Annotated in this window: 21 protein-coding genes; 8 read left to right on the forward strand and 13 right to left on the reverse strand. The window is 70.9% G+C overall.

Annotation, left to right across the window (positions count from 1 at the left end):
* Nucleotides 1-69 precede the first annotated feature (69 nt).
* Entirely contained in the window at nucleotides 70-1,479 is a 1,410-nt protein-coding gene (gene glnA / locus ACWGJM_RS31425) for a type I glutamate--ammonia ligase (RefSeq protein WP_390735133.1), read from the reverse strand.
* 223 nt (nucleotides 1,480-1,702) lie between these two features.
* On the opposite strand from glnA, the gene ACWGJM_RS31430 reads away from it, so the two are divergent.
* Nucleotides 1,703-2,170, forward strand: coding sequence for an RDD family protein (locus ACWGJM_RS31430; RefSeq protein WP_361437652.1), 468 nt, complete (start codon nucleotides 1,703-1,705; stop codon nucleotides 2,168-2,170).
* A gap of 95 nt (nucleotides 2,171-2,265) precedes the next feature.
* Here the strand turns inward: ACWGJM_RS31430 and ACWGJM_RS31435 are convergent, their stop codons facing one another.
* The 4 genes from ACWGJM_RS31435 to lipB all read right to left on the reverse strand — a co-directional run bounded on the left by ACWGJM_RS31435 (nucleotide 2,266) and on the right by lipB (nucleotide 5,509).
* Nucleotides 2,266-2,967, reverse strand: coding sequence for a DUF4191 domain-containing protein (locus ACWGJM_RS31435; protein ID WP_453415129.1), 702 nt, complete (start codon nucleotides 2,965-2,967; stop codon nucleotides 2,266-2,268).
* A gap of 72 nt (nucleotides 2,968-3,039) precedes the next feature.
* Complete coding sequence (locus ACWGJM_RS31440) at nucleotides 3,040-3,240, reverse strand: SCO2195 family GlnR-regulated protein (protein WP_453415130.1); 201 nt, start codon at nucleotides 3,238-3,240, stop codon at nucleotides 3,040-3,042.
* 274 nt (nucleotides 3,241-3,514) lie between these two features.
* Complete coding sequence (gene lipA, locus ACWGJM_RS31445; protein WP_453415131.1) at nucleotides 3,515-4,480, reverse strand: lipoyl synthase; 966 nt, start codon at nucleotides 4,478-4,480, stop codon at nucleotides 3,515-3,517.
* Between the two features lie 183 nt (nucleotides 4,481-4,663).
* Nucleotides 4,664-5,509 (reverse strand): lipoyl(octanoyl) transferase LipB, encoded by an 846-nt coding sequence (gene lipB / locus ACWGJM_RS31450; protein ID WP_453415132.1) that lies wholly within the window; start codon nucleotides 5,507-5,509, stop codon nucleotides 4,664-4,666.
* Between the two features lie 201 nt (nucleotides 5,510-5,710).
* Between lipB and ACWGJM_RS31455 the strand changes: the two genes are divergently transcribed.
* Entirely contained in the window at nucleotides 5,711-7,147 is a 1,437-nt protein-coding gene (locus tag ACWGJM_RS31455) for a regulator (RefSeq protein WP_453415133.1), read from the forward strand.
* Nucleotides 7,148-7,176: 29 nt separating this feature from the next.
* Here ACWGJM_RS31455 and ACWGJM_RS31460 read toward each other — a convergent pair whose 3' ends face one another.
* The gene (locus ACWGJM_RS31460) at nucleotides 7,177-8,658 is read right to left on the reverse strand and encodes an NAD(P)/FAD-dependent oxidoreductase (protein ID WP_453415134.1); all 1,482 of its coding nucleotides are present in this window, start codon (nucleotides 8,656-8,658) and stop codon (nucleotides 7,177-7,179) included.
* 163 nt (nucleotides 8,659-8,821) lie between these two features.
* Complete coding sequence (locus tag ACWGJM_RS31465; RefSeq protein WP_453415135.1) at nucleotides 8,822-9,715, reverse strand: TIGR01777 family oxidoreductase; 894 nt, start codon at nucleotides 9,713-9,715, stop codon at nucleotides 8,822-8,824.
* Between the two features lie 141 nt (nucleotides 9,716-9,856).
* On the opposite strand from ACWGJM_RS31465, the gene ACWGJM_RS31470 reads away from it, so the two are divergent.
* On the forward strand, nucleotides 9,857-10,345 hold the full coding sequence (locus ACWGJM_RS31470; RefSeq protein ID WP_453415136.1) for an N-acetyltransferase family protein: 489 nt from the start codon (nucleotides 9,857-9,859) through the stop codon (nucleotides 10,343-10,345).
* 12 nt (nucleotides 10,346-10,357) lie between these two features.
* On the opposite strand, the gene ACWGJM_RS31475 is transcribed toward ACWGJM_RS31470, so the two are convergent.
* Nucleotides 10,358-11,542 carry a MarP family serine protease gene (locus tag ACWGJM_RS31475; protein ID WP_453415137.1) on the reverse strand — a complete coding sequence of 395 codons (1,185 nt, stop codon included), beginning with the start codon at nucleotides 11,540-11,542 and terminating at the stop codon, nucleotides 10,358-10,360.
* Between the two features lie 188 nt (nucleotides 11,543-11,730).
* Between ACWGJM_RS31475 and ACWGJM_RS31480 the strand changes: the two genes are divergently transcribed.
* The 5 genes from ACWGJM_RS31480 (at nucleotide 11,731) to ACWGJM_RS31500 (ending at nucleotide 16,751) form a co-directional block, all read left to right on the forward strand.
* Nucleotides 11,731-12,525: a peptidoglycan recognition protein family protein gene (locus tag ACWGJM_RS31480; RefSeq protein ID WP_453415138.1), complete on the forward strand. Its 795-nt coding sequence runs from the start codon at nucleotides 11,731-11,733 to the stop codon at nucleotides 12,523-12,525.
* A gap of 133 nt (nucleotides 12,526-12,658) precedes the next feature.
* Nucleotides 12,659-14,758 (forward strand): hypothetical protein, encoded by a 2,100-nt coding sequence (locus tag ACWGJM_RS31485; protein ID WP_453415139.1) that lies wholly within the window; start codon nucleotides 12,659-12,661, stop codon nucleotides 14,756-14,758.
* Between the two features lie 95 nt (nucleotides 14,759-14,853).
* Nucleotides 14,854-15,873 (forward strand): aldo/keto reductase, encoded by a 1,020-nt coding sequence (locus ACWGJM_RS31490; protein ID WP_453415140.1) that lies wholly within the window; start codon nucleotides 14,854-14,856, stop codon nucleotides 15,871-15,873.
* Nucleotides 15,874-16,078: 205 nt separating this feature from the next.
* A complete protein-coding gene (locus tag ACWGJM_RS31495) occupies nucleotides 16,079-16,273 on the forward strand; it encodes a hypothetical protein (protein WP_453415141.1) in 195 nt (64 codons plus the stop codon).
* 271 nt (nucleotides 16,274-16,544) lie between these two features.
* Nucleotides 16,545-16,751, forward strand: coding sequence for a DUF397 domain-containing protein (locus ACWGJM_RS31500; protein WP_453415142.1), 207 nt, complete (start codon nucleotides 16,545-16,547; stop codon nucleotides 16,749-16,751).
* A gap of 362 nt (nucleotides 16,752-17,113) precedes the next feature.
* Here ACWGJM_RS31500 and ACWGJM_RS31505 read toward each other — a convergent pair whose 3' ends face one another.
* From ACWGJM_RS31505 to aceE, 5 genes are all read right to left on the reverse strand, one after another.
* Nucleotides 17,114-17,704: a hypothetical protein gene (locus ACWGJM_RS31505; RefSeq protein WP_453415143.1), complete on the reverse strand. Its 591-nt coding sequence runs from the start codon at nucleotides 17,702-17,704 to the stop codon at nucleotides 17,114-17,116.
* A gap of 156 nt (nucleotides 17,705-17,860) precedes the next feature.
* Nucleotides 17,861-18,712: a helix-turn-helix domain-containing protein gene (locus tag ACWGJM_RS31510; protein ID WP_453415144.1), complete on the reverse strand. Its 852-nt coding sequence runs from the start codon at nucleotides 18,710-18,712 to the stop codon at nucleotides 17,861-17,863.
* 243 nt (nucleotides 18,713-18,955) lie between these two features.
* Nucleotides 18,956-19,474 (reverse strand): DUF4240 domain-containing protein, encoded by a 519-nt coding sequence (locus ACWGJM_RS31515; protein ID WP_453415223.1) that lies wholly within the window; start codon nucleotides 19,472-19,474, stop codon nucleotides 18,956-18,958.
* A 64-nt stretch (nucleotides 19,475-19,538) separates the two neighbouring features.
* Nucleotides 19,539-20,585, reverse strand: a complete 1,047-nt coding sequence (locus tag ACWGJM_RS31520; RefSeq protein WP_453415145.1) for a helix-turn-helix transcriptional regulator — start codon at nucleotides 20,583-20,585, stop codon at nucleotides 19,539-19,541.
* 88 nt (nucleotides 20,586-20,673) lie between these two features.
* The gene (gene aceE / locus ACWGJM_RS31525) at nucleotides 20,674-23,376 is read right to left on the reverse strand and encodes a pyruvate dehydrogenase (acetyl-transferring), homodimeric type (RefSeq protein ID WP_453415146.1); all 2,703 of its coding nucleotides are present in this window, start codon (nucleotides 23,374-23,376) and stop codon (nucleotides 20,674-20,676) included.
* Nucleotides 23,377-23,410: the final 34 nt, after the last annotated feature.

A 23,410-nucleotide genomic window follows, 5' to 3' on the forward strand; every position in this document is an offset into this window, starting at 1 on the left:
GGGCCGCCACCCGTGGGGGTGGCGGCCCTCAGCTCGTCCAGGATCAGGCCCGGATCAGACGTCGAAGGATCACACGTCGAAGTAGAGCTCGAACTCGTGCGGGTGCGGACGCAGCTGGAGCGGAGCGATCTCGTTCGCGCGCTTGAAGTCGATCCACGTCTCGATCAGGTCGGACGTGAAGACGTCACCGGCGAGCAGGAACTCGTGGTCGCGCTCGAGGGAGTCGAGGACGGCCGGGAGCGAGGTCGGGACCTGCGCGACGTTCGCGTGCTCCTCGGGGGCGAGCTCGTAGAGGTCCTTGTCGATCGGCTCGGCCGGCTCGATCTTGTTCTTGATGCCGTCCAGGCCGGCGAGCAGCAGGGCCGAGAAGGCCAGGTACGGGTTGCCGGAGGAGTCGGGCGCGCGGAACTCGACGCGCTTGGCCTTCGGGTTCGAGCCCGTGATCGGGATACGCATCGCGGCGGAGCGGTTGCGCTGCGAGTACACCAGGTTGATCGGCGCCTCGAAGCCCGGCACCAGACGGTGGTACGAGTTCACCGTCGGGTTGGTGAAGGCCAGCAGCGACGGGGCGTGCTTGAGGATGCCGCCGATGTAGTAGCGGGCGGTGTCCGACAGGCCGGCGTAGCCCTGCTCGTCGTAGAACAGCGGGTCGCCGTTGCTCCACAGCGACTGGTGCACGTGCATGCCCGAGCCGTTGTCACCGAAGATCGGCTTCGGCATGAAGGTCGCGGTCTTGCCGTTGCGCCAGGCGACGTTCTTCACGATGTACTTGAAGAGCTGGAGGTCGTCGGCGGCGGCGAGCAGCGTGTTGAACTTGTAGTTGATCTCGGCCTGGCCGGCGGTGCCGACCTCGTGGTGCTGGCGCTCGACCTTCAGGCCGTTCTTCTCCAGCTCCAGGGAGATCTCGGCGCGCAGGTCGGCGAAGTGGTCGACCGGCGGGACCGGGAAGTAGCCGCCCTTGTAGCGGACCTTGTAACCACGGTTGTCCTCGAGCGCACCGGTGTTCCAGGCACCCGCCTCGGAGTCGATGTGGTAGAAGGACTCGTTCGCGGTGGTCGCGAAGCGGACGGAGTCGAAGACGTAGAACTCGGCCTCGGGACCGAAGTACGCGGTGTCCGCGATCCCGGTGGAGGCCAGGTACGCCTCGGCCTTCTTCGCCACGTTGCGCGGGTCACGGGAGTACTGCTCGCCCGTGATCGGGTCGTGGATGAAGAAGTTGATGTTGAGGGTCTTGTCACGGCGGAACGGGTCGACCCGGGCGGTCGACAGGTCCGCGCGCAGCGCCATGTCGGACTCGTGGATGGCCTGGAAGCCACGAATCGAGGATCCGTCGAAGGCGAGCTCCTCGTCCGGGTCGAACGCCTCGACGGGCACCGTGAAGTGCTGCATGACGCCCGGCAGGTCGCAGAACCGGACGTCGACGAACTTGACGTCCTCGTCCGCGATGAACTTCTTGGCCTCGTCGGCGTTCTGGAACATCCAGCTCCTCCTACTCCCGGCCGTTCCCGTGCCGGGGTGGTAGTTCGTAAGTGCGGCCAGTGCGGTGGCACACGCTGACCTCGACCCTAGGGACGGGTGGTTTCTCGGGCGTGACCCATTTGTTTCGCAGAAGTTAACCGGTCCTGGTTCCACCGTAGCCCCGACCACCCCTTGAGACACCCCGCCGACCGGCGGGCATATACGGGCGCAGTACCGTGGACGGGTGGACAACAGGCAAGCAATCGGATCGTGGCTTTCCGGGCCACGTGCGGCCATGGAAGACGCCGGTGCCGACTTCGGATACCGGGGCGAGCAGCTCGGTCTCCCGGAGGACGGGCCGGGCTCGATCGCCCGCCCGGGACGGCGGCTGGGAGCGCTGGCCGTGGACTGGGCCCTGTGCGTCTTGATCGCATACGGCCTGATCACGCACGGCTACAGCCCCGCCACCAGCAACTGGGCGCTGCTCGTCTTCCTCGTCCTGAGCGTCCTGACCGTCGGCACGGTCGGCTTCACGCCCGGTAAGCGCCTCTTCGGCATCCGCGTGGTCGCCGCGGACAGCGGCCGCGTCCAGCCGCTGCGCTCCCTGGTCCGCACGATCCTGCTGTGCCTGGCGATCCCGGCCCTGATCTGGGACCGCGACGGCCGCGGGCTGCACGACCGGCTGGCCAGGACGGTCGAGGTCCGCATCTAGCGCGGGTACGACGAAGGGGGCGGCCCGGATCACTCCGGTCCGCCCCCTTTCTCGTACGGTCTTCTCTCGTACGGTCTTCTCTCGTACGGGGTGGCTCAGCGGCCCTTCGGTCCGCCGCGCGGCATCCGCATGCCCTTCGGCATCGGGCCCTTCGGCAGCGGCATGTTGCTCATCAGGTCGCCCATCGCGCGCAGCCGGTCGTTGGTGGCGGTGACCTGTGGGCCGGTCAGGACCCGCGGGAGCTTGAGCATCGTGGTGCGCAGCTTCTTCAGCTCGACCTGGCCCTCGCCCGTGCCGACGATCACGTCGTGCACCGGCACGTCCGCGACGACGCGGTTCATCTTCTTCTTCTCGGCGGCCAGCAGGCTCTTCACCCGGTTCGGGTTGCCCTCGGCGACCAGCACGATGCCGGCCTTGCCGACCGCGCGGTGCACCACGTCCTGGCTGCGGTTCATCGCCACCGCGGGGGTGGTCGTCCAGCCCCGGCCGACGTTGTCGAGCACGGCCGCGGCGGCGCCCGGCTGGCCCTCCATCTGGCCGAAGGCGGCCCGCTCGGCCCGGCGGCCGAACACGATCGCCGTCCCGAGGAAGGCGAGCAGCAGGCCCAGGATGCCGAGATAGATGGGGTGCCCGATCAAGAAGCCGATCGCGAGGAAGACACCGAGGATGCCGATGCCGACGGCTGCGAGTACAAGACCGATCTTCTTGTCGGCCTTGCGGGTCATCTTGTAGGTAAGGGCGATCTGCTTCAGTCGCCCCGCATTCGCAGCGTCCGCTGCGGTTTCCTTCCTCGCCATGCCCCGAAGTCTACGTGGCCCCAGGAGCGCCCACGACGGCAGTGTCCGGGAGGGAGCGATCCAGGGGGGTGCTCAGGGGCGGGGGGTGAGCGTCTGTTCGAGGACGCGCAGGGCCTCGACCCGGTCCTTGGCGCGGCGGCGGTCCTCCAGGACCGAGGTCCAGGCGTTGCGGCGGGCGGTGCGCTGGCCGCCGCTCATGAGCAGGGACTCGACGGCACGGAGTGCGTCGGTGAACGACGGGATGGCGGTGGCGCGAACGGGCGCGGCCTGCATGTGGAGGTCCCCCCTCGGTACGGCTGCGGATACGGGGTGTACGCGGCGTGAGTCCAGCGTCACTGATTGGTGTTACCAGGGTGTGACCGACCGGTCAAACGGCAATGAAGCCTCGTTGGACCAGGCAGAAACGACGACGCGGTCCTGACGGGTGTCCTCATCTGCGAGGACTGTCAGGACCGCGTCGTATCGGTCACTACTTGCCAGTAGTTTCTTGTGCGTGAATTCACACGCTTGTCCGGCGCCCGGACGGCGCAACGGGGGTGACCGCGGGTCAGACGGCCTGCGAGGCGATGTAGGCGCCGCGCTTCTCGATCGCCATCTGGTACAGCCGCCCGGCCCGGTACGAGGAGCGGACCAGCGGGCCGGACATCACGCCGGAGAAGCCGATCTGCTCGGCCTCCTCCTTCAGCTCCACGAACTCGTGCGGCTTGACCCAGCGCTCCACCGGGTGGTGCCGCACGCTCGGGCGCAGGTACTGCGTGATGGTGACCAGCTCGCAGCCGGCCTCGTGCAGCTGCTTCAGCGCGTCGCTGACCTCCTCACGGGTCTCGCCCATGCCGAGGATCAGGTTGGACTTGGTGACCAGGCCGTAGTCGCGGGCCTCGGTGATGACCTTCAGCGAGCGCTCGTAGCGGAAGCCGGGGCGGATCCGCTTGAAGATCCGGGGGACCGTCTCGACGTTGTGCGCGAAGACCTCGGGGCGGGAGGAGAAGACCTCGGCCAGCTGCTCGGGGACCGCGTTGAAGTCGGGGGCCAGCAGCTCCACCTTCGTCCGGCCGCCCTCGCGGTCCGCCGTCTGCTGGTGGATCTGGCGCACGGTCTCGGCGTACAGCCAGGCTCCGCCGTCCTCCAGGTCGTCGCGGGCGACGCCGGTGATGGTGGCGTAGTTCAGGTCCATGGTGACCACGGACTCGCCGACACGGCGCGGCTCGTCGCGGTCCAGCGCCTCGGGCTTGCCGGTGTCGATCTGGCAGAAGTCACAGCGCCGGGTGCACTGGTCGCCGCCGATGAGGAAGGTCGCCTCCCGGTCCTCCCAGCACTCGTAGATGTTCGGGCAGCCGGCTTCCTGGCAGACCGTGTGCAGGCCCTCGCTTTTGACGAGGTTCTGCATCTTCGTGTACTCGGGGCCCATTTTCGCCCGGGTCTTGATCCACTCGGGCTTGCGCTCGATGGGGGTCTGGCTGTTGCGGACCTCCAGGCGCAGCATCTTGCGTCCGTCGGGTGCGACTGCGGACACGACCGGCTCCCTAGCGATTGATTCTTCGGCGTGCTCAAGGGTACGCCCGTGCTTTTGATGGTTGCCCGGCGCTGGTGCGGGCCTTGCTGGGGGCTGCCGCCCCCAGGCCCCCGGTTTCGGTCCTGAACGGGCCTCGTCCTCGAGCGCCGGACGGGCTGGTTCATGCCCCCCGGTGCTGAGAGGTCACGCCGCCGGTGTCTTCTCGATCACGCGCGGCTTCAGTTCGGCATTCTCGAGTACGTCCCTGAGGTGCCGCTCGACCACCGGCAGTACTTCCTCGATCGTCACGTCGCGGTCCAGCTCGCCGGCGAGGGAGGCCACCCCGGCGTCCCGGATACCGCACGGGATGATCTTGTCGAACCAGCGGTTGTCGGGGTTCACGTTGAACGAGAAGCCGTGCATGGTGACGCCCTTGGCCACCCGGATGCCGATCTGCGCGATCTTCCGGTCCTCGCGCCGCTGGCCGGCGTTGGAGGGCGCGTACTCGGGCCCGTTCAGCCGCGGGTCGAACTGGTCGTCGGTCAGCCGGGGGTCGAAGTCCAGCGCGAGCCCGCCGAGCGCCGGCCGCTTCTCGACCGGGTCGCCGAGCACCCACACCCCGCTGCGGCCCTCGACCCGGGTGGTCTCCAGGCCGAACTCCGCGCAGGTGCGGATCAGCGCCTCCTCCAGGCGCCGAACGTGCGCGACCACGTCCACCGGGCGGGGGAGCTTCTGGATCGGGTAGCCCACCAGCTGGCCCGGGCCGTGCCAGGTGATCTTGCCGCCGCGGTCCACGTCGATGACGGGAGTGCCGTCGAGGGGGCGCTCACTGGCCTCGGTGCGGCGGCCCGCCGTGTAGACGGGGGGGTGTTCGAGGAGCAGGACGGTGTCGGGGACCTCGTCGGCGAACCGTGCCGCGTGTACCCGGCGCTGCTCGTCCCAGGCCACCTGGTAGTCCACGGCCTCGGCACCGAATCCCATGCGGACGAACCGCAACTCACTCACGGCAAGCGCCTCCCTAGAAGCTCGTAAGGCACGTAACGCGCCCACGCCACTGTACGTCCGGCCGCAGCGCGTCAGCCCGGGGGGCAATCCTCACACGATCGGATGAATGCACGCTGAAGTATGTGATCACATGCTCACTCTCCGCTACATTCGCGCCGTTCATGAGGCCATAAGGGCTGCTCACAGGCAACCCGGGCGCAGGCGGCCACGCTGCTTGGGTTCGAAAGGCAGGAGACCGCACCGCAGATGACGGACCGACCCGCGCAGCGCACCCCTAACCGACAGCTCGCCGCGCTCATCGCAGAAGCGGGGTTCTCCAACGCGGGTCTGGCCCGTCGCGTGGACCAGCTCGGTCTCGAACACGGGCTGGATCTCAGATACGACAAGACATCGGTGACCCGGTGGCTGCGCGGCCAGCAACCGCGGGGGACCACTCCCGCGCTCATCGCCGAGGTCTTCACCCGGCGTCTCGGCCGCCGGCTGACCGCCCAGGACCTGGGCCTGGACGCCTGCGCGCCGGTCTACGCGGGCCTGGAGTTCGCGTCGAGCCCCGAGGAGGCCGTCGACATCGTCAGCGGGCTGTGGCGCAAGGACTCCGGCAGCCACGTCGAGCTGCGCAAGATCGCCTTCACCCCGGCAGGCCTCGTCGTGCCCAGCCGGGACTGGCTGATCGGCAGGCCCGACGACAAGGTGGCCCGTGGCGAGCCGCCCGCCCGGGTGCCCGCACAGGGCCGGCCGGTGGTGCCCCGCCAGCGCGGGCAGGCCGAGCGCGGCGCCGGCCAGAGGGTCACGGCCGGCGACATCGCCGCGCTCCGTTCCGTCGGCGAGCTCTTCCGCACCCTCGACGACGCCTACGGCGGCGGCCACGCCCGCCAGGCCCTGGTCCGCTACCTCGAGCACGAGTGCGAGCCGATGCTGCGCGGCACCTACGGCGAGCAGACCGGCCGCCGCCTGTTCGCCGCCGCCGCCGACCTCACCCGCCTCGCGGGCTGGACCTCGTACGACATCGCCGCGCACGGACTCGCCCAGCGCTACTTCGTACAGGCGCTGCGGCTCGCCCAGGCGGCCGGGGACCGGACCTACGGCTCCTACGTCCTGGTCACCATGAGCCGCCAGGCCGTCTACCTCGGGCACGGCCGGGAAGCCGTCCAGCTGGCCCGCGTGGCGCAGCAGGGCGTCGGGGGCGGCGCCCCGCCGGTCGTACAGGCGCTGCTGCACGCGTCCGAAGCGCGGGCGCACGGCGTGCTGGGGGAGGTACGGGCGTGCACAGGCGCGCTGGTGCGGGCCGAGCGCGCCCTGGAGGCGGCCAGGCCCGGGGACGAGGTGCCGTACTGGGCGCGCTTCTTCGACGAGGCGCAGCTCGCCGACGAGTTCGGGCACTGCCACCGGGACCTCCAGCAGTTCCGCGCCGCCGTCCAGCACGCCGAGCGCTCCCTGCAACTGCGCGCCCCCTCGTACGCCCGCAGCCGGCTGTTCTGCCGGGTCGTCCTCGCCACCGCCCGCCTCGGCCTCGGCGAACTCGACCAGGCCTGCGCGCTGGGCGCGGAGGCGGCCGGGCAGGCGGCGGAGATGCGCTCGGTCCGGGCGATCGAGTACGTCAGGGACTTCGAACGCCGGCTGGAGCCCTACAAGGACGCGGCACCGGTCAGGGGCTACCGCGACAAGATCGCGGCGCTCGGATGAGCCCCTGGCCCCTTCCGGTTCCCCCGGGATCAGGCCGCCTTCCGCAGGGTGGCCGGCGGGTCCGCCCGGTGCATCGAGCCCGCCGCCCCCAGGTCCGCCAGGACCGCGGCGGCGGCCCGGTGGGCCGAGTGCAGCGCGCCCTGGACGGTGCTGGTGTCGCGGTGGTCGCCGCACACGTACAGGCCCGCCATCAGCCGCACCGGCCGCCGCAGGTCGTGCGGCGGGCGCATCGCGGGGACGGCCTCGGCCGTGTGGTGCACGGCCAGGGTCTCCCAGCGGCGCGTCGAGGTGCCGTACAGCCGGGACAGGTGCATGCGGACGGCGGTGTCGACGCCCTCGGGAGGAGTGCCGAGGACGGTCGAGGAGACCAGTGCCCGGCCCGCGGGCGCGCGGCTCGGGTCGACGTTGCTGACCACCGCGGTGTGCGCGACGGGGCCGCCGCGGTCGGCCTCCAGCAGGAGCGAGGCGCCCGTCGTCGGCGGCTCGTCCGTCGTGTGGTGGACCACCGTGACGGGGTGGAAGTCCGGCACGCGCAGACCGGGCAGCAGTTCGGCCGCGGCACGCGCGTCGGTCGCCAGCAGGACCGCGCGGCAGCGGAACACGCCGTGTTCGGCCGTCGTCACGGCCGTGGTGGCGACCGAGGTGGCCCGGACCCCGGTGTGCACGGTGCCGGGGGGCAGGGACCGCGCCAGCAGTTCCGGCAGTACCTCGGCACCGCCCTCCGGCACGCACAGCCGGCCGCTCGCGAAGGAGCGCAGTGCGAGGTCGGCGCACCGGCTGGAGGTGGTCAGCTCCGGGTCGCACAGCAGGGCGGCGAGCAGCGGGCGCAGGAAGCCGTCGATGGTGCGGGCGGGCACCCCGCGGGCGGCGAGGGCCTGGGCGGCGGGGAGTTCGGGGCGGGCCAGGATGCGTTCGACGGGTGTACCGGCGATCCGGGCGAGAGCCGCGCGGAGCCGGAGGGGCGCGCCGACGTCGAGGGGGCGAGCGCGCGGAGGCCCGAAGGGCTGAGCACGGTCGCCCCCTCGACGTCGGCTGAGGCGCCCCGGAGGCGGAGCACCCAGGGAGAGCAGACCGAGGCGGGCCTGGTCGCCGGCGCCGCCGACCGGTGCGCCGGTCTTCCGCGCGGGCGACACCGCCGTGCTCCGGGGGGCGCTTGCCAGGGCGCGTACAGCATGGAGTGCGCCCCTTGCGCTCCCTCCGACCACCGATGCTCCCGCGCGCTGCCGGCGGCCGTCGCTGTGCAGCAGGACGCCGGGCGCGAAGGGGCGCAGGACGAGGGCGTCGAGCCCTGGTGTCAGGCGTAGTTCCGGATACGACGTGGACAGGAACTGGCCGATCCGGTCGAGCCGGAAACCGTCGACCTTCTCCGTCGACATGCGTCCGCCCACGTAGGGGGCGGCCTCCAGGACCGCGGTCGTCACTCCTGCGCTGGTCAGCCGATGTGCCGCGGAGAGACCGGCGGTCCCGGCTCCCACGATGACGACGTCCACCTGGTACACGGGCTCAAGCACGAGGCCCCTCCTCGAGGTTGTGCGGCCGGTGGAGACGTCATGCCCCCAACAGGCTCCAGGGATACCCGAGTTCGGATCGAGGTTAGGGCCGTGATCGGTCAGAGACAGTCGCGCATGGACAGGGCACGGGCGCACAGCGGTCGCATATGGTCACAGGAGTTCATCAGGCCGCCCGGATCGCGTCTTCGATCCCCGGAAACGCGAAGGTGAACCCCGATTCCAGCAGTCGCTTGGGCACCACCCGTTGGCTGCCCAGCACATCCCCCGCCATCTCGCCCAGCGCGGCCCTGAGCACCGGCGCCGGGACCGCGAACGCCGTCGGCCGGTGCAGCACGCGCCCCATGGCCTCGGTGATCTCCCGGTTGGTCAGCGGCTGCGGGGCGGTCAGGTTGAACGGCCCCGACAGCCCGTCCCCGGCGATGAGATGACGCAGCGCGGCCACCTCGTCGTGCAGCGCGATGTACGACCAGTACTGCCGCCCGTCGCCCATCCTCCCGCCGAGTCCGGCCTTGAACAGCGGGAACAGCCGCCCCCACGCGCCGCCGCCGCGGGCCACCACCAGCCCGGTCCGCGCGAACACCGTCCGCACGCCCGCCTCCTGAGCGGGCACGGTGGCCTCCTCCCACTCCGCGCACAGCGACGGCAGGAAACCGTCCCCGGGCGGGGTGTCCTCGTCGACCACACGGTCCCCGGTGTCGCCGTAGATGCCGATCGCGCTGCCGTTGACCAGGACGCGCGGCGGCTCGTCGAGCGAGGCGAGGGCCTCCGCCAGTGCCGCCGTGCCCAGCACCCGGCTCCCCCGGATCCGCCGCTTGTAGTCCTCCGTCCAGCGGCGGTCGCCGATCCCCGCCCCGGCCAGGTTGACCACCGCGTCGCAGCCGATGAGTCCGGCCGCGTCCACGTACTGCCCCTCCGGATCCCAGCAGACCTCGTCCTCGCTCCGGGCCGAGCGGCGGACCAGGCGCACCACCTCGTGTCCGTCGGCGGTCAGGGACCGCACCAGAGCGCTGCCGATGAGACCGGAGGCGCCGGTCACCGCGATGCGTGATCGTTGCATGCGGCCCATCCTGCCCCTTGCGCACATGAAAACCCCGTGAAGCCATGGTGCCTGCCTGACATTCCCGCCTGCCGCCCGCCCTTCGGGCGGACGACGGGAATTATCAGGCAGGCCCCCGGCCCCCGCCGTAGGGTGACCGGCATGCCTGACCCCTCCATACGCACGGCCCGGCCCGAGGACGGCGAGGCGCTGACCCTCATCGACGTGGCCACCTGGTCGCACCTGCACGCGGTGGTGCCCGAGCCTCAGCCGCCGTACCGGCCGTTCTTCTCCGAGCGGCACGCCGTGGAGGACACCCTGGTCGCCGAGTCGGACGGCCGCGTCGTGGGGTACGTGCGCCTCGGCTTCCCCACCCCGCTCGACTGCAACGCGCACGTACGGCAGATCCAGGGCCTCGCCGTCGCCGACGAGGCCCGCGGCCGGGGCGTCGGCCGCGCGCTGATCCGTGCCGCCGTCGCGGAGGCCCGCCGGCGCGGCGCCCGCCGTATCACCCTGCGCGTCCTCGGGCACAACACCCCCGCCCGCAAGCTGTACGAGTCCGAGGGATTCGTCGTCGAGGGCGTGCTGCCGGAGGAGTTCCTGCTGGGCGGGGAGTACGTGGACGACGTGTTCATGGGCCGTCCCCTCTGACCCCCACCGGGGTCACGAGGTGACCAGTTCCCCGGTGTCCACCGGCGTCGTCGCGTCCTTCGCGCGCGCGGCGTCGGAGGACACCTCGTCCGCCGTCAGCACATATCCCGTCTCGTCGTTCGAGGTGGAGCGGGCGAAGACCACGCCGTACACCCGGCCCCCGGTGGTCAGCAGCGGGCCGCCGGAGTTGCCGGGCCGGACCGTCGACCGTATGGAATAGATCTCGCGGGTGACGGTGGCGTCGCTGTAGATGTTCTGCCCGGTCGCCCGCACCCGGTTCGCCACCGTGGCCGCCTGGAGGTTGAGGTCGCCGTCCTGCGGATAGCCCGCGACGACCGCCGAGTCACCGCGCGAGGCGTTGTCGTCGAAGCGGAGCACGGGGGCGCTCAGACCGGGCACGTACAGCACCGCCACGTCCCGGTCCGGGTCGAAGAGCACCACGCGCGCCTCGTACGACTGCCCGACGCCCCCGATGCGTACGGTCGGGTCGTCGATGCCCGCCACCACGTGTGCGTTCGTCATCACATGCTCCGGCGAGTACACGAACCCGCTGCCCTCGCGTCCCTGGGTGCCGGAGACACCCTCGATCTTCACCGTGCTCGTCTTGGCGGCGTTCGTGGCCCTGGGCGTGACGCTGTCGCCGGAGGGCTTGGCGACCCGGGCCGTCGACTCGTTCTCGAAGGGGTTGAAGACCTGCGGGAAGCCCGCCTCCGTGAGGGCGGACGTCGCCCGCGAGAACCACGTCGGCGTGGTGTCCGGCATCGTGTTCTGCACCGCGCCCAGCAGCGCCGAGTCACGTATGGCCGTCGTCACCGTCAGGGACGAGGACGCGCCCAGCACACTCGCGGCCACCCACGCCACGATCAGCACGGCGACCGAGTTCGCCGCCGCCCCGCCGATCCCGTCGGCCACCCGCAGCGGCCCCTCGTCCAGTTCGCGCCGCAGCCGCAGCGCCAGCCGCCCCGCCAGCTCGTGCCCCACCACGCCCGGGACCAGCACCGTCAGCACCGCGGCGACGGTCGCCGCCGCCGTCCCGCGTGTGACGAGGTCCATCACCCACGGCAGCACCCACACACCCACGACCGCCCCGCCCACGAACCCGGCCAGCGAGACGCAACCGGCAACCAGCCCACGCCGGTATCCGGAAGCCGCGTAGGCCAGGATCACCAGCACAAGCACCAGGTCGAGCAAGTCCACGGAGCCGCCTTTCTCTCGGACCCCCTAGTACGGGTGGGACGGGCCCAGTGATCAGTTACACGCACCGGTACCTCGGGATCCGGCCACGTGTGCGTGTACCCCCAGAAACGTCCTGGACCAGGACGATGGTTCCGCCAGGTGGCACATCGCACATCGCGGGCGGAGCGGGCCCCGTCGACATTGGGACCATGGACGCACGCGCCGCCGCCCGCACCGTGCTGGGCTGCCTGCCCGGCCTCGCCGCCGTCCTCGCGCCCGCGCTGTGCGCCCGGGTGGTCGAGGACGCGGTCGCCGAGGCCCGGCACACCCGGACCGCGGCGGCCCGCTCCGGGGCGGGCCAGGCGGATCCCGTGGCCCGCCACCGCGCCGCCCGACCGCGCATCATGCCGCGCACCGCCTGGCTGGACATCACCATCGCCCGGCACACCCAGCCGCCACCGCGCTACGACGACAAGGTCGTCGCCGTCTTCGTCCACCACACCGACTCGCCCAACAGCTACGCCTGCGCCGACACGCCCCGCATCATCCGCGACCTCTACGCCGGCCAGACCGGCGCCCGCAGCTGGGACGACCTCGGCTACAACTTCCTCGTCGACCGCTGCGGCACCATCTACGAGGGCCGTGCGGGCGGCGCCGACCGCGCCGTCACCGGCGCCCACAGCCTGGGCTTCAACCACCGCACCGCCGGCATCGCCGCCCTCGGCACCTTCACCGCCGGGGTCCCCGTCCCGCGGGCCATGACGGACGCGATCGCCGCACTGACCGCCTGGAAGCTCGGCCTGGCCGACGTCGACCCGCGGTCACGGGTGGCCCTGGTCTCCAGCAGCAGCCACAGCCGCTTCAAAAGCGGCACCACCGTCACCCTCCCCGCCGTAGCCGGCCACAACGACGGCTACATGACGACCTGCCCGGGCGCGGCCCTCACCGCGAAGCTCCCGGCCATCCGGGAGACGGCGGCACGACTTCAGGGCCGGCGAAAGTAGAACTTCCCCTTCCGTATTTGAACAACGGAAGATGAATTATTTCTGTCACCCAGGTGTACAACCTTTCGCCACCCGTCCCTGTCGAACTGGCCAAACAAGCGAGAAGACAGAATTCCGGGGGGAATCCTTGTCCATGCCGATCCGTTGGCTTTGCGCTGCCCTGCGGGTGCGCGGGAAGACCGAGCTTTTCCTGGTGCTGCTGTTCGGCGCCGGTTTCGCGGCGCTGCCCGTCTTCGCTCTGCTGCCGTCCCTGTGGGGATTCGCCGCGGCGTCGGCAGTGACGTACCTCGCGGACGAGGTGCTGCACGCCCGCGCCCCCGGCTTCGTGCGCCGGCTGGCGACGCTCCAGCTCAGCCGCACCATGCGGTTCGCCATCAGGACGGTGATGCTGCTCGCCCTGGCCGACCGGACGGACGCGCCGGACGCGGTGCTGATCGCCGGACTGGCCGTCTTCAGCGTCCACTTCGCGCTCGTGATGCTGTACTCGGCGCTGCACCGCGCCATCAGCATCCGGCGCGGCCTGCCGGTCGTCGTGCGCAACCTCGACATGAGCGGGGCGGGCATCCCGCAGAGCCCGCCCGCCCTCCTCTACCGACGCGTCCTGCGCAAGCTCCTCCACCTCGACCTGCCGGCCCACGCGGGGCTGCTGGCCGCGCTGGCGACGGGGGAGCGATACCCGGCGGGCATCGGCTACGCGTTGACGACCGGCCTGTCGGTCGCTGCGGTACTGGCCCTGCTCCGGCACTTCCGCGCGGCCCGCCGGACCCCCGGCCGGGAGGAGGTGATCGCCGAGGTCAACCGGCAACTGGCCGAATACCGCCCCGAGGTGGCCCTGTACTTCAGCTTCGCCGCCGTCTCCCGGGACTTCATGTACCAGGTCAACATGTGGATCGAGACGCTGGAGCAGCTCGACCGCCGCCCGGTGATCATCCTTCGCGAGAAGGCCTCGTTCCGTCACCTCAGCCGCACCTGGATCCCGGTCGTCTGTGTGCCCAAGGCCGACGACCTGGCCGAGCTGGACCTGTCCGGCGTCCGCGTCGTGCTCTACCCCGGCAACGCCGGCAAGAACGTGCACATGCTGCGCGTCGCCGAGGCCAAGCACGTCTTCATCGGTCACGGCGACAGCGACAAGCTCGCCAGCAGCAACCGGGTCAGCAAGGTCTATGACGAGATCTGGGTGGCCGGCCGGGCGGGCCGCGACCGCTACCAGCGCGTACGCCACGCCATCAGCGACGAGGCGATCGTCGAGGTGGGCCGCCCCCAGTTGTCCTCGATCCGCCTGCACGCCGACCACACACCCGGCCCGCTGCCCGTCGTCCTGTACGCCCCCACGTGGGAGGGCTGGAGCGACGACGACTGCCACACGTCCCTGATCCCGATGGGCGTGCCCCTGATCGAGAAGCTCCTCGCCGAGAACGTCCGCGTCATCTACAAGCCCCACCCCCTCACCGGCAAGCGCTCGGCGGAGGCAGCCGCCGCGGACCAGGCCATCCGCGCCCTGCTGCGGGCCGGCAACGAGCAGCGGGACGCCGAGCGGACGGAGGCCGCGGTGGCCGCCGCCGCGCCCCGGCTCCACGAGATCCAGGCCCGCCTCGACGAACTGGCCGGCCGGAGCGAGGGCGACTACACCCAGCAGACCCGCGACGCCCGCGTCCCCGACCGCAGCGGCGCCGCCGAGTGGCAGGCCCTGCGCGCCGAGTGGCACCGCGTCTTCCGGGAGTCCCGCGGCCCCGTCCGCCACAACGTCATACTCAAGCAACTCCCCACGCTCTACGAGTGCTTCGACCAGGCGGACATCCTCATCAGCGACGTCTCCTCCGTGGTCGCCGATTTCGTCGCGAGCCTCAAGCCGTACGTCCTGACCAATGCCCACGATCTTCCCGACGAGGAATTCCGTGCCGCGTACACCACGGCGGGCGGCGCGTATCTCCTGGACCGCGACTGCACCCGCCTGCCGGAAATTCTCGACTCGGTACGGGAGCCGCACCACGACCCGATGGCCGCCGATCGCCGCACCCTGAAGGAATACGTTCTGGGCCCGGATCACCCGACCTCGATGGAGCGGTTCAATTCGGCCGTCAACGCCCTCACCGAAAGGGCCGTACGCGATCTGACGGAGCACCACGCGGACCCGGATCCGGACCCGAACCGAATGTTCCCGCAGCAGCGGACCGCTTCGAGCGACCCTGCCCCTGCGGGACTGCTGGACCTGGGCCGGGCGAGCAGCGCCTGAGCGCGGCGGCCGGCGCGCTTGCATAAGCGGAACCCGGTTCCGTATGGTTCCGGAACGAGGTTCCGCTTTTTTTTGCGATGCAAGGAGACACGGTCATGCAGTACCGCACCTTGGGCCGGACCGGTGTGCAGGTCAGCGCCCTCGCGCTCGGCGCGATGAACTTCGGCAGGATCGGACGCACCACCCAGGACGAAGCCACCGCCCTCGTCGACGCCGCCCTGGAGGCGGGGATCAACCTCATCGACACCGCGGACATGTACAGCGAGGGTGAGTCGGAAGTGATGGTCGGCAAGGCCATCGCCGGCCGCCGTGACGACATCGTGCTGGCCACGAAGGCGGGCATGCCGATGGGCGAGGAGCGCAACCACCAGGGCGCCTCGCGCCGCTGGCTGGTCACCGAGCTGGACAACAGCCTGCGCCGTCTCGGAGTGGACCACGTCGATCTCTACCAGATCCACCGGTGGGACCCGAAGACCAGCGACGAGGAGACGCTGTCGGCCCTGACCGACCTGCAACGCACGGGCAAGATCCGCTACTTCGGCTCCTCGACCTTCCCCGCCTACCGCATCGTGCAGGCGCAGTGGGCCGCCCGCGAGCATCACCTGAGCCGTTACGTCACCGAACAGCCCAGCTATTCGATCCTCCAGCGCGGGATCGAGACCCACGTCCTGCCGGTGACCGAGCAGTACGGACTCGGTGTGCTGGTGTGGAGCCCACTGGCCTCGGGCTGGCTGTCGGGCGCGATCCGCGAGGGCCGGGACATCACCACCAGCCGCTCGACGTTCATGCCTCAGCGCTTCGACACCACCATCCCCGCCAACCGGGCCAGGCTGGACGCCGTCGAGCAACTGGCCAAGGTCGCCGACGAGGCCGGCCTGACCATGATCCAGCTCGCCCTCGGCTTCGTGACCGCCCACCCCGCCGTGACCAGCGCCCTCATCGGCCCCCGCACACCGGACCACCTGCACGCGCAACTGGCCGCCGCCGACACCGCGCTCTCCACCGACGTACTCGACGCGATCGACACGATCGTCACCCCCGGCACCGACCTGGCCCCCCACGAGAAGTTCGACACCCCGCCCGCCCTGCTGGACCCGTCCCTGCGCCGCCGCTGACCACCGACCTGCCCGAGCGCGGCGCCCACCGGCCGCCCCCGCTTTCCTGGCCGCCTCGGCGACCACACCCCCGCCCTCCGGCGCACTCCACGGCATCGCCCTCGTCCGCGCCGCGCTCACAGGTTCCTCGTAGGCGGCTCACTGATCCCGCTGAGCGGGGCGCCATAGCGTCAGGAGCACGCACTGACCGAAGGTGGGGATCAAGATGAGCACCGAGATGAAGAAGAGTGCCTGGACCGTCGTCTGCGCCGTCGCCACGGTCGTCCTCGGCCCGGCCGCCGTCACCGCGTCCGCGCTCGACCAGGCCAACAAGGCGCCGATGCACCACATGGTGCGGGCCGACCAGGCGCACGCGTACCTTCCGTCGGACAGCAGCCGCCGGCGCACCACGGCGGCGTGAAATCCCTTGCCCAGTACGGCAATCGGGCTTGTTTGCAACTTGGCCCACGGCTCTGGAGAGCCTAACCTTTCGGGACAAAAGTAGGACAGAAGTGAGTGACCTGCGGTCGGGTTCGTGCCGCGCACTGGCCACTCCCGCTGTCGTCCTGCGAGGGCTTCCGCGCCTGCGCTACGGTGCGCGGGCCGACAGCCGCAGGGAATACGGGGGGTTTCCAGGCGAGGCGCAGCCTCGGTCCGCACGGTCGTCGATCTTGTGGTGCGAGGGAGTCAGGGTGGGCGATGGTGACCTGCTCGGGCTCGACTGGCGCAAAAGCAGTGCTTGCGATCCGGTCGAGTGCGTGGAAGTCGCCCTGACGGACGGGGGAGTTCGGGTGCGTGAGTCGCATCGTCCGAAGGGACACATCGTCGCCTTCGAAGCCCCGGCCTGGCGGGAGTTTCTGCGCGCGTTATGCGGTACAACCCTGGGAGGGCCGGTGTGATGGGCGACTTCCGGCCATGGGCTCAGGGTGAAATCCGGGACGGGGGGTTCCTGTGGTTCGATTGGGCCGAGCAGTGAGACGAGTTCCGGACCATTACCGGAGTCCAAAACAGCTGCCTGGGGGCGAGATGGGGGATTCCACGGGGACGTCGCTTCCCACCGGGAACGTGGACAGGGCCGGCCCGCGGCCGTTGCTGCCGCTGGTCGTCGTGGTCGTCGTCTGCTTCGTGCTCTCCGGGGGTACGGCCACGCTGGTGGGTGTACTGCTCTCCCTCGCGGTGACGCCGACGCTGCGCCCCTGGGTGTGGGCGGCGGTCGGTGCGACGGTGGCGGGTCTCGCGGGCCTGCTGCTCGACCGGGGGACTACGGCCGCTGCCCGCCGGTTCCCGCAGTTGGCGGCTCGGGCTCTTGGGAGCGGGTTCCGGTCCCCGGAGTAGCCGGAGTAGCCGGAGCGGCCGGAGTGGTGGAACCCGTCTGACGGTTACTGATCCACCTGCGTATTCGCCGGTAGACCAGGACGAGTGTGCCGAAGCCGCCGGTGCCGAAGATGCTCAGCATCAGCGCGCGCAGGGAAGGGGTGTTCCCGGGGGCGATCGCGTGGACTATGGCGTACAGGACGATGGCCATCAGCCATATGGCCGCGAACAGCCCCACGGATATGAGTGCGAGGCATGTGACGGCCTTGCGGAACCTCTTCAGGGCCGAGTCCGAGCTCAGGATCGTGTGCGAGACGTAGGCCACCCAGTCGAAGAACGTGATGGGCCGGTCCAGCAGGACATCCCTGGGCGAGGCCACCTCGGCCGGGGGCGGGGAGATGATCACGGTCGGCTGGAACGGCTCCAGCGCGTCACCGGGCTCGGACGAGACCGTGGGCGCGGGTGGGCCCGCCTGTTCGCCTGGGTCTGCTGAAGCGTCCGTACCTGCCGAAGCGGTCGAACCCGCCGCTGCGGTCACGTCCGTCCGTTCAGCCGTCGGCGAGGCGGGTCCGGGCACAGGAGTGCCCGGGCGGGCACCGTCCTGTGCCCGCCTCTGCCGTATCCGCCTGAAGACACCCGCCACGGGCCTCTCCGATCTCTTCCCGACTGTCGCCAGAACGGGGGAAAGCTCCTGCTATGACGGGTACTGCTCCAGCACCTCGTCGATGAAGGCGATCGCAGCATCGCCGGACTCGGCGTCGGTGCGGGACCTCTCGAACTTCTCCAGGTAGTCGACGACGGCCTCCTGGTCGTCGCGTGTCGTCAGCGCGCCGTTCGGACCCTCCACGAAGAGGACGTCATCGTCGTCGTTGAAAGTGAGCGCGATCGCGCCGTTGCGCAGCACGGGGTGGTCGCCCAGGGTGAAGGGCACGACGCTCAGATCCACATGAGGGAGACGAGCGGCGGACTTCAGCTGTTCCAGTTGTGCGCGCATGGTCTCCGGTCCGCCGATCCAGCGCCGCAGCGCCGCCTCGTCGACCAGGAACCTCAGCCGTGGTTCGGTGGACTCGCGGAGCAACCGCCGCTGCCGCTCTGCGCGCAGCCGCACGATCGCGTCGACCCTTGCCTCCGGCTGACGGCCCTCCAGCAGGGCGCGGCTGTACTGCTCGGTCTGGAGCAGACCGGGGACGAACGTCGGGTCGTAGGCGGACAGTACGCTCGCCGCGCTTTCGAAACCGAGGTACACGGCGAACTGCGGGCCCACGACATCCCGGTGTCCGCTCCACCACGGAGGCCGTCGGCTCGCGCGGGTCGCGTCCTCCAGCCGGCGCCGCGTCTCCTCGTCCCGCACACTGTAGAGATCGAGGAGGGCACGCAGGTCCGTCACCGACACACCGACCGAGCCGCCCTCGATACGGATCACCTTGGACGGCGACCAGGACAGCCGCTCGGCCACATCGGGCTGACTGAGCTGCGCGTCATTGCGAAAAGTGCGCAGAGCAAGTCGCACCCTGCGCCGTTCCAGTGCGGGATCTTTCGATGTCATCTCCTCGCCGGTCCCGATTCTTTTCGAGGATGACTAGGAACTGCCACCTGGCAGTCTGCCACGAGCAACCTGCCAGGTGGCAGCCTGCTCCGGCACGACTCGCCACCTGGCGGTCCGGGGAATTGGCCCCAGCGTACCCCCAGCGCACCCGAAAAGGGGAACACGCCCCTTGCCCACGGTTTCTGACGGTGTGTCCGGCCTCTGGGCCCGGCGCACAGGAACCGGGGCGAGAGGCGGAGTGGGTCACTCCTTGAAGCGGGCCCAGAGGCGGGGGTAACGCTCGGCGAGGGCCGACTCGTTCTCGAAGTCGACCGGTGTCCCCTCCGGCTCCGCCGGTGCCGGGGCGATGCCCAGGTCGGGGGCCACCGTGCCGGTGAGCTGCTCGTACGCCTCGTCCGCCGCGTAGCCCAGTTCCTCGCCGTCGCCGTCGATCTCCTCGTCGAAGTCGTCCAGGAGCTCGGCCAGGGAGTCCGCGACGTGCACCGCGCCCTCGTAGATCTCGCGGCCCTGGCCGATCAGCCAGCAGCGGAAGAAGTCGAACGCGTCGTCGCTCGCCCCGTCCAGGAGCACCCAGGCGGCGCCCCACAGGTCCCAGGTGTACGCGCGGTTGTAGCGGGCCTCGAAGTGACGGGCGAAGTCCAGGATCATGTCCGGGTCAAGCTGGAGAAGCCGCTCCACGAGCACGTCGGCCTGCTCCTCGGGATCGCCCTCGGCGGCCTCGCGGGTGGCATCCACCAGCTCCCAGAACTCCATCTCGTCCATCACGGGTCCAGCATCGGCCCTCAGGCACAGCGGCGCACGTGGAGTGCGGCGGATCGTCGGATCGTTATCCGGATCCGTGTGCGGAGGGGGACGCCGAGGGGGACGCGGATCGGTACAGCGCCGCCAGCCGGTTCGCGTCCCGCGCGAAGCGTGCCCGCAGCGACTCCGGCGCCAGCACCTGCACCTCCGGGCCGAGCGCGGTGAGCTGCGTGTGCGCGACCTCCTCGGACTCCACCCGCAGGGCCAGGGTCACCCATCCGTCCCTGCCCGGCGCGTCCGCCACGTCCACCACGTCCGCCGCACCCGCCGCATCCATCGCGTCCCGCGCGGACACCGGATCGACCGCCCACGGAAGCTTCCGTATCCCCTCCGCCGACAGCCGGACCACCACCTCGGCCCGCAGGATCGAACGGGCGAAGCCCTCCGCCTGCTCCGCCCAGTGGCCCGGCAGGTCGAAGTCCTCGTCCCGGTGGAAGCGGGTCGACGAGACCGTGACGGCGGTGAAGCGGTCCATGCGGTACGTCCGGAAGAGGCCGCCCGCCTCCGGGAGCAGCCGCGCGCACAGGTACCAGACCCCCGCCTTCAGCACCAGCCCGTACGGCTCCAGCTCCCGCTCCACCTCCGCACCGTCCCGACGGTAGCGGGCCGTCACGCACCGGTCGTCCCACACCGCCTCGGCGACCGCGGGCAGCAGCGCGGGCGTCTCCGGCTCGCGGAACCAGGCCGGCGCGTCCAGGTGGAAGCGCTGGGCCGCCGTGCGCGGGACGTCACGGAAGGAGGGGAGCAGGGCGGCGGACACCTTCAGGTGGGCCGCCGAGGCCACGTCCTCCAGGCCCATGTCGCGCAGCGCCCCGGGCACGCCGGACAGGAACAGCGCCTCCGCCTCGGTGCGGGCCAGGCCGGTCAGCCGGGTACGGTAGCCGCCGATCAGCCGGTAGCCCCCGGCCCGGCCCCGGTCCGCGTACACCGGCACCCCCGCCTCCGAGAGCGCCTGCGCGTCCCGGGTGACCGTGCGCTCCGAGACCTCCAGCTCGCGCGCGAGTTCCGCGGCGGTCATGGAGGGACGGGACTGGAGCAGGAGCACCATCTTGATCAGGCGGGCGGCGCGCATACGTTCATGATGCCGGGGGCCACTGACAACGACACCGACGACGAAGGGGCACGGCGATCACGCCGTGCCCCTCTCGTCCAGCGACGGCCTACAGGCCGTACTTCTCCCGCGCTTCCTTCACCGCGGTCGCCTTGACCTCGCCGCGCTTGGCGAGCTGGGCCAGGGCCGCGACGACGATCGACTCCGCGTCGACGCCGAAGTGACGGCGGGCCGCCTCACGGGTGTCCGAGAGGCCGAAGCCGTCGGCGCCCAGCGAGGACCAGTCCTGCTCGACCCACTGCGCGATCTGGTCGGGGACCTGGCGCATGTAGTCGGAGACCGCGAGCACCGGGCCCTCGGCGCCGTGCAGCGCCTGGCGGACGTACGGCACCCGCTCCTCGCCGCGCAGCAGGGCCGCGTCGGCCTCCAGGGCGTCGCGGCGCAGCTCCGTCCAGGAGGTGGCCGACCAGACGTCGGCGGCCACGCCCCACTCGTCGGCGAGCAGCCGCTGGGCCTTGAGCGCCCAGTGGATCGCCGTGCCGGAGCCCAGCAGCTGGATGCGCGGGGCGTCGGCGGGCGGGGTGATACCCGCGGACTCCGCCGTGTTGAAGCGGTACAGGCCCTTGACGATGCCCTCGTCGATGCCGAGGCCCGACGGCTTGGCGGGCTGCGGCAGGGGCTCGTTGTAGACGGTCAGGTAGTAGAAGACGTTCTGGTCCTCACCCGGGGCCGCCTCGCCGTACATCCGGCGCAGACCGGCCTTGACGATCGCCGCGACCTCGTACGCGAACGCCGGGTCGTACGTCAGCGCCGCCGGGTTCGTCGCGGCGATCACCGGGGAGTGGCCGTCGGCGTGCTGGAGACCCTCGCCCGTCAGCGTCGTACGGCCGGCCGTGGCGCCGACGAGGAAGCCGCGGCCGAGCTGGTCGCCGAGCTGCCACATCTGGTCGGCGGTGCGCTGCCAGCCGAACATCGAGTAGAAGATGTAGAACGGGATCATCGCCTCGCCGTGCGTCGCGTACGCGGTCGACGCGGCGATGAAGTCGGCCATCGAGCCGGCCTCGGTGATCCCCTCGTTGAGGATCTGGCCGTTCTTGGCCTCCTTGTAGTACATCAGCTGGTCGCGGTCGACCGGCTCGTACGTCTGGCCCTTCGGCGAGTAGATGCCGAGGGAGGGGAAGAGCGACTCCATGCCGAAGGTCCGGGCCTCGTCCGGCACGATCGGTACCCAGCGCTTGCCCGTCTCCTTGTCGCGGACCAGGTCCTTGACGAGGCGGACGAATGCCATGGTGGTCGCCACGTTCTGGGAGCCGGAGCCCTTGTCGAAGGAGGCGAAGGCCTTCTCGGCGGGGGCGGGCAGCGGGGCGAGGGGGTGGACGCGGCGGGCCGGGGCCGGGCCGCCGAGGGCCGCGCGGCGCTCCTGGAGGTAGCGGACCTCGGGGGAGTCGGCGCCCGGGTGGCCGTAGGGGACCACGCCGTCGGTGAAGTCGCTGTCCTTGATCGGCAGTTCGAGCAGGTCGCGCATCGCCTTGAACTCGTCCACCGACAGCTTCTTCATCTGGTGGTTGGCGTTCTTCGACGCGAAGCCCTGGCCGAGGGTGTGGCCCTTGACCGTCTGGGCCAGGATCACGGTCGGCGCGCCCTTGTGCTCGACGGCGGCCTTGTACGCGGCGTAGACCTTGCGGGCCTCGTGACCACCGCGCGAGAGGTGGAAACACTCGAGGATCTTGTCGTCGCTCAGCAGCTTCGCCATCTCCACGAGCGCCGGGTCGGCGCCGAAGAAGTCCTGGCGGATGTAGGCGGCGTCGCGGGTCTGGTACGTCTGGACCTGCGCGTCCGGTACCTGGCGCAGGCGGCGTACGAGCGCACCCGTGGTGTCCAGCTGGAACAGCTCGTCCCAGGCGGAGCCCCACAGCGTCTTGACGACGTTCCAGCCGGCGCCGCGGAACTGGGCCTCCAGCTCCTGCACGATCTTGAAGTTGGCGCGGACCGGGCCGTCGAGACGCTGGAGGTTGCAGTTGATGACGAAGGTGAGGTTGTCCAGCTCCTCACGCGCGGCGAGCGCGAGGGCCGCCGTCGACTCCGGCTCGTCCATCTCGCCGTCGCCGAGGAAGGCCCACACGTGCGAGGCGGAGACGTCCTTGACGCCGCGGCTGGTGAGGTAGCGGTTGAAGCGGGCCTGGTAGATCGCGGAGAGCGGGCCGAGGCCCATCGACACCGTCGGGAACTCCCACAGCCAGGGCAGGCGGCGCGGGTGCGGGTAGGAGGGCAGGCCGTTGCCGCCGGCCTCCTGGCGGAAGTTGTCGAGGTGGTGCTCGTTCAGCCGGCCGTCGAGGAAGGCGCGGGCGTAGATGCCGGGGGAGGCGTGGCCCTGGATGTAGAGCTGGTCGCCCGAGCCGTCGGCCTCCTTGCCCTTGAAGAAGTGGTTGAAGCCGGTCTCGTACAGCCAGGCCGCGGAGGCGAAGGTGGCGATGTGGCCGCCGACGCCGTGCTTGCTGCCCCGGGTGACCATCGCGGCCGCGTTCCAGCGGTTCCAGGCGGTGATCCGGGCCTCCATCTCCGGGTCGCCGGGCAGGCCCGGCTCGGCGGAGGTGGGGATGGTGTTGACGTAGTCGGTCTCGAGGAGCTTCGGCAGCGCGATGCCGCCCGCCTCGGCGCGCTCCAGCGTGCGCCGCATCAGGTACGCGGCGCGGTGCGGCCCGGCCTCCCTGGCGACGGCGTCCAGAGAGGCCTGCCATTCGGCGGTCTCCTCCGGGTCGCGGTCCGGGAGCTGGTCGAGCGCGCTCGGCTGGATGGCGTTGGGGTCGGTCATGTCGCCGCCTTCCTCAGTCGAAGGGGGTTCCCTA

It is taken from the genome of Streptomyces sp. NPDC054834, assembly GCF_053611185.1.

What these genes read in the sequence shown, in the direction of transcription:
- aceE (WP_453415146.1), bottom strand. Translation starts at nt 23,376, where the DNA reads ATGACCGACCCCAACGCCATCCAGCCGAGCGCGCTCGACCAGCTCCCG.
- ACWGJM_RS31440 (WP_453415130.1), bottom strand. Translation starts at nt 3,240, where the DNA reads ATGCAGGCCGCGCCCGTTCGCGCCACCGCCATCCCGTCGTTCACCGAC.
- glnA (WP_390735133.1), bottom strand. Translation starts at nt 1,479, where the DNA reads ATGTTCCAGAACGCCGACGAGGCCAAGAAGTTCATCGCGGACGAGGAC.
- ACWGJM_RS31495 (WP_453415141.1), top strand. Translation starts at nt 16,079, where the DNA reads ATGAGCACCGAGATGAAGAAGAGTGCCTGGACCGTCGTCTGCGCCGTC.
- ACWGJM_RS31490 (WP_453415140.1), top strand. Translation starts at nt 14,854, where the DNA reads ATGCAGTACCGCACCTTGGGCCGGACCGGTGTGCAGGTCAGCGCCCTC.
- ACWGJM_RS31515 (WP_453415223.1), bottom strand. Translation starts at nt 19,474, where the DNA reads ATGGACGAGATGGAGTTCTGGGAGCTGGTGGATGCCACCCGCGAGGCC.
- ACWGJM_RS31510 (WP_453415144.1), bottom strand. Translation starts at nt 18,712, where the DNA reads ATGACATCGAAAGATCCCGCACTGGAACGGCGCAGGGTGCGACTTGCT.
- ACWGJM_RS31520 (WP_453415145.1), bottom strand. Translation starts at nt 20,585, where the DNA reads ATGCGCGCCGCCCGCCTGATCAAGATGGTGCTCCTGCTCCAGTCCCGT.
- ACWGJM_RS31470 (WP_453415136.1), top strand. Translation starts at nt 9,857, where the DNA reads ATGCCTGACCCCTCCATACGCACGGCCCGGCCCGAGGACGGCGAGGCG.
- ACWGJM_RS31485 (WP_453415139.1), top strand. Translation starts at nt 12,659, where the DNA reads ATGCCGATCCGTTGGCTTTGCGCTGCCCTGCGGGTGCGCGGGAAGACC.
- ACWGJM_RS31455 (WP_453415133.1), top strand. Translation starts at nt 5,711, where the DNA reads ATGACGGACCGACCCGCGCAGCGCACCCCTAACCGACAGCTCGCCGCG.
- ACWGJM_RS31480 (WP_453415138.1), top strand. Translation starts at nt 11,731, where the DNA reads ATGGACGCACGCGCCGCCGCCCGCACCGTGCTGGGCTGCCTGCCCGGC.
- ACWGJM_RS31465 (WP_453415135.1), bottom strand. Translation starts at nt 9,715, where the DNA reads ATGCAACGATCACGCATCGCGGTGACCGGCGCCTCCGGTCTCATCGGC.
- ACWGJM_RS31435 (WP_453415129.1), bottom strand. Translation starts at nt 2,967, where the DNA reads ATGGCGAGGAAGGAAACCGCAGCGGACGCTGCGAATGCGGGGCGACTG.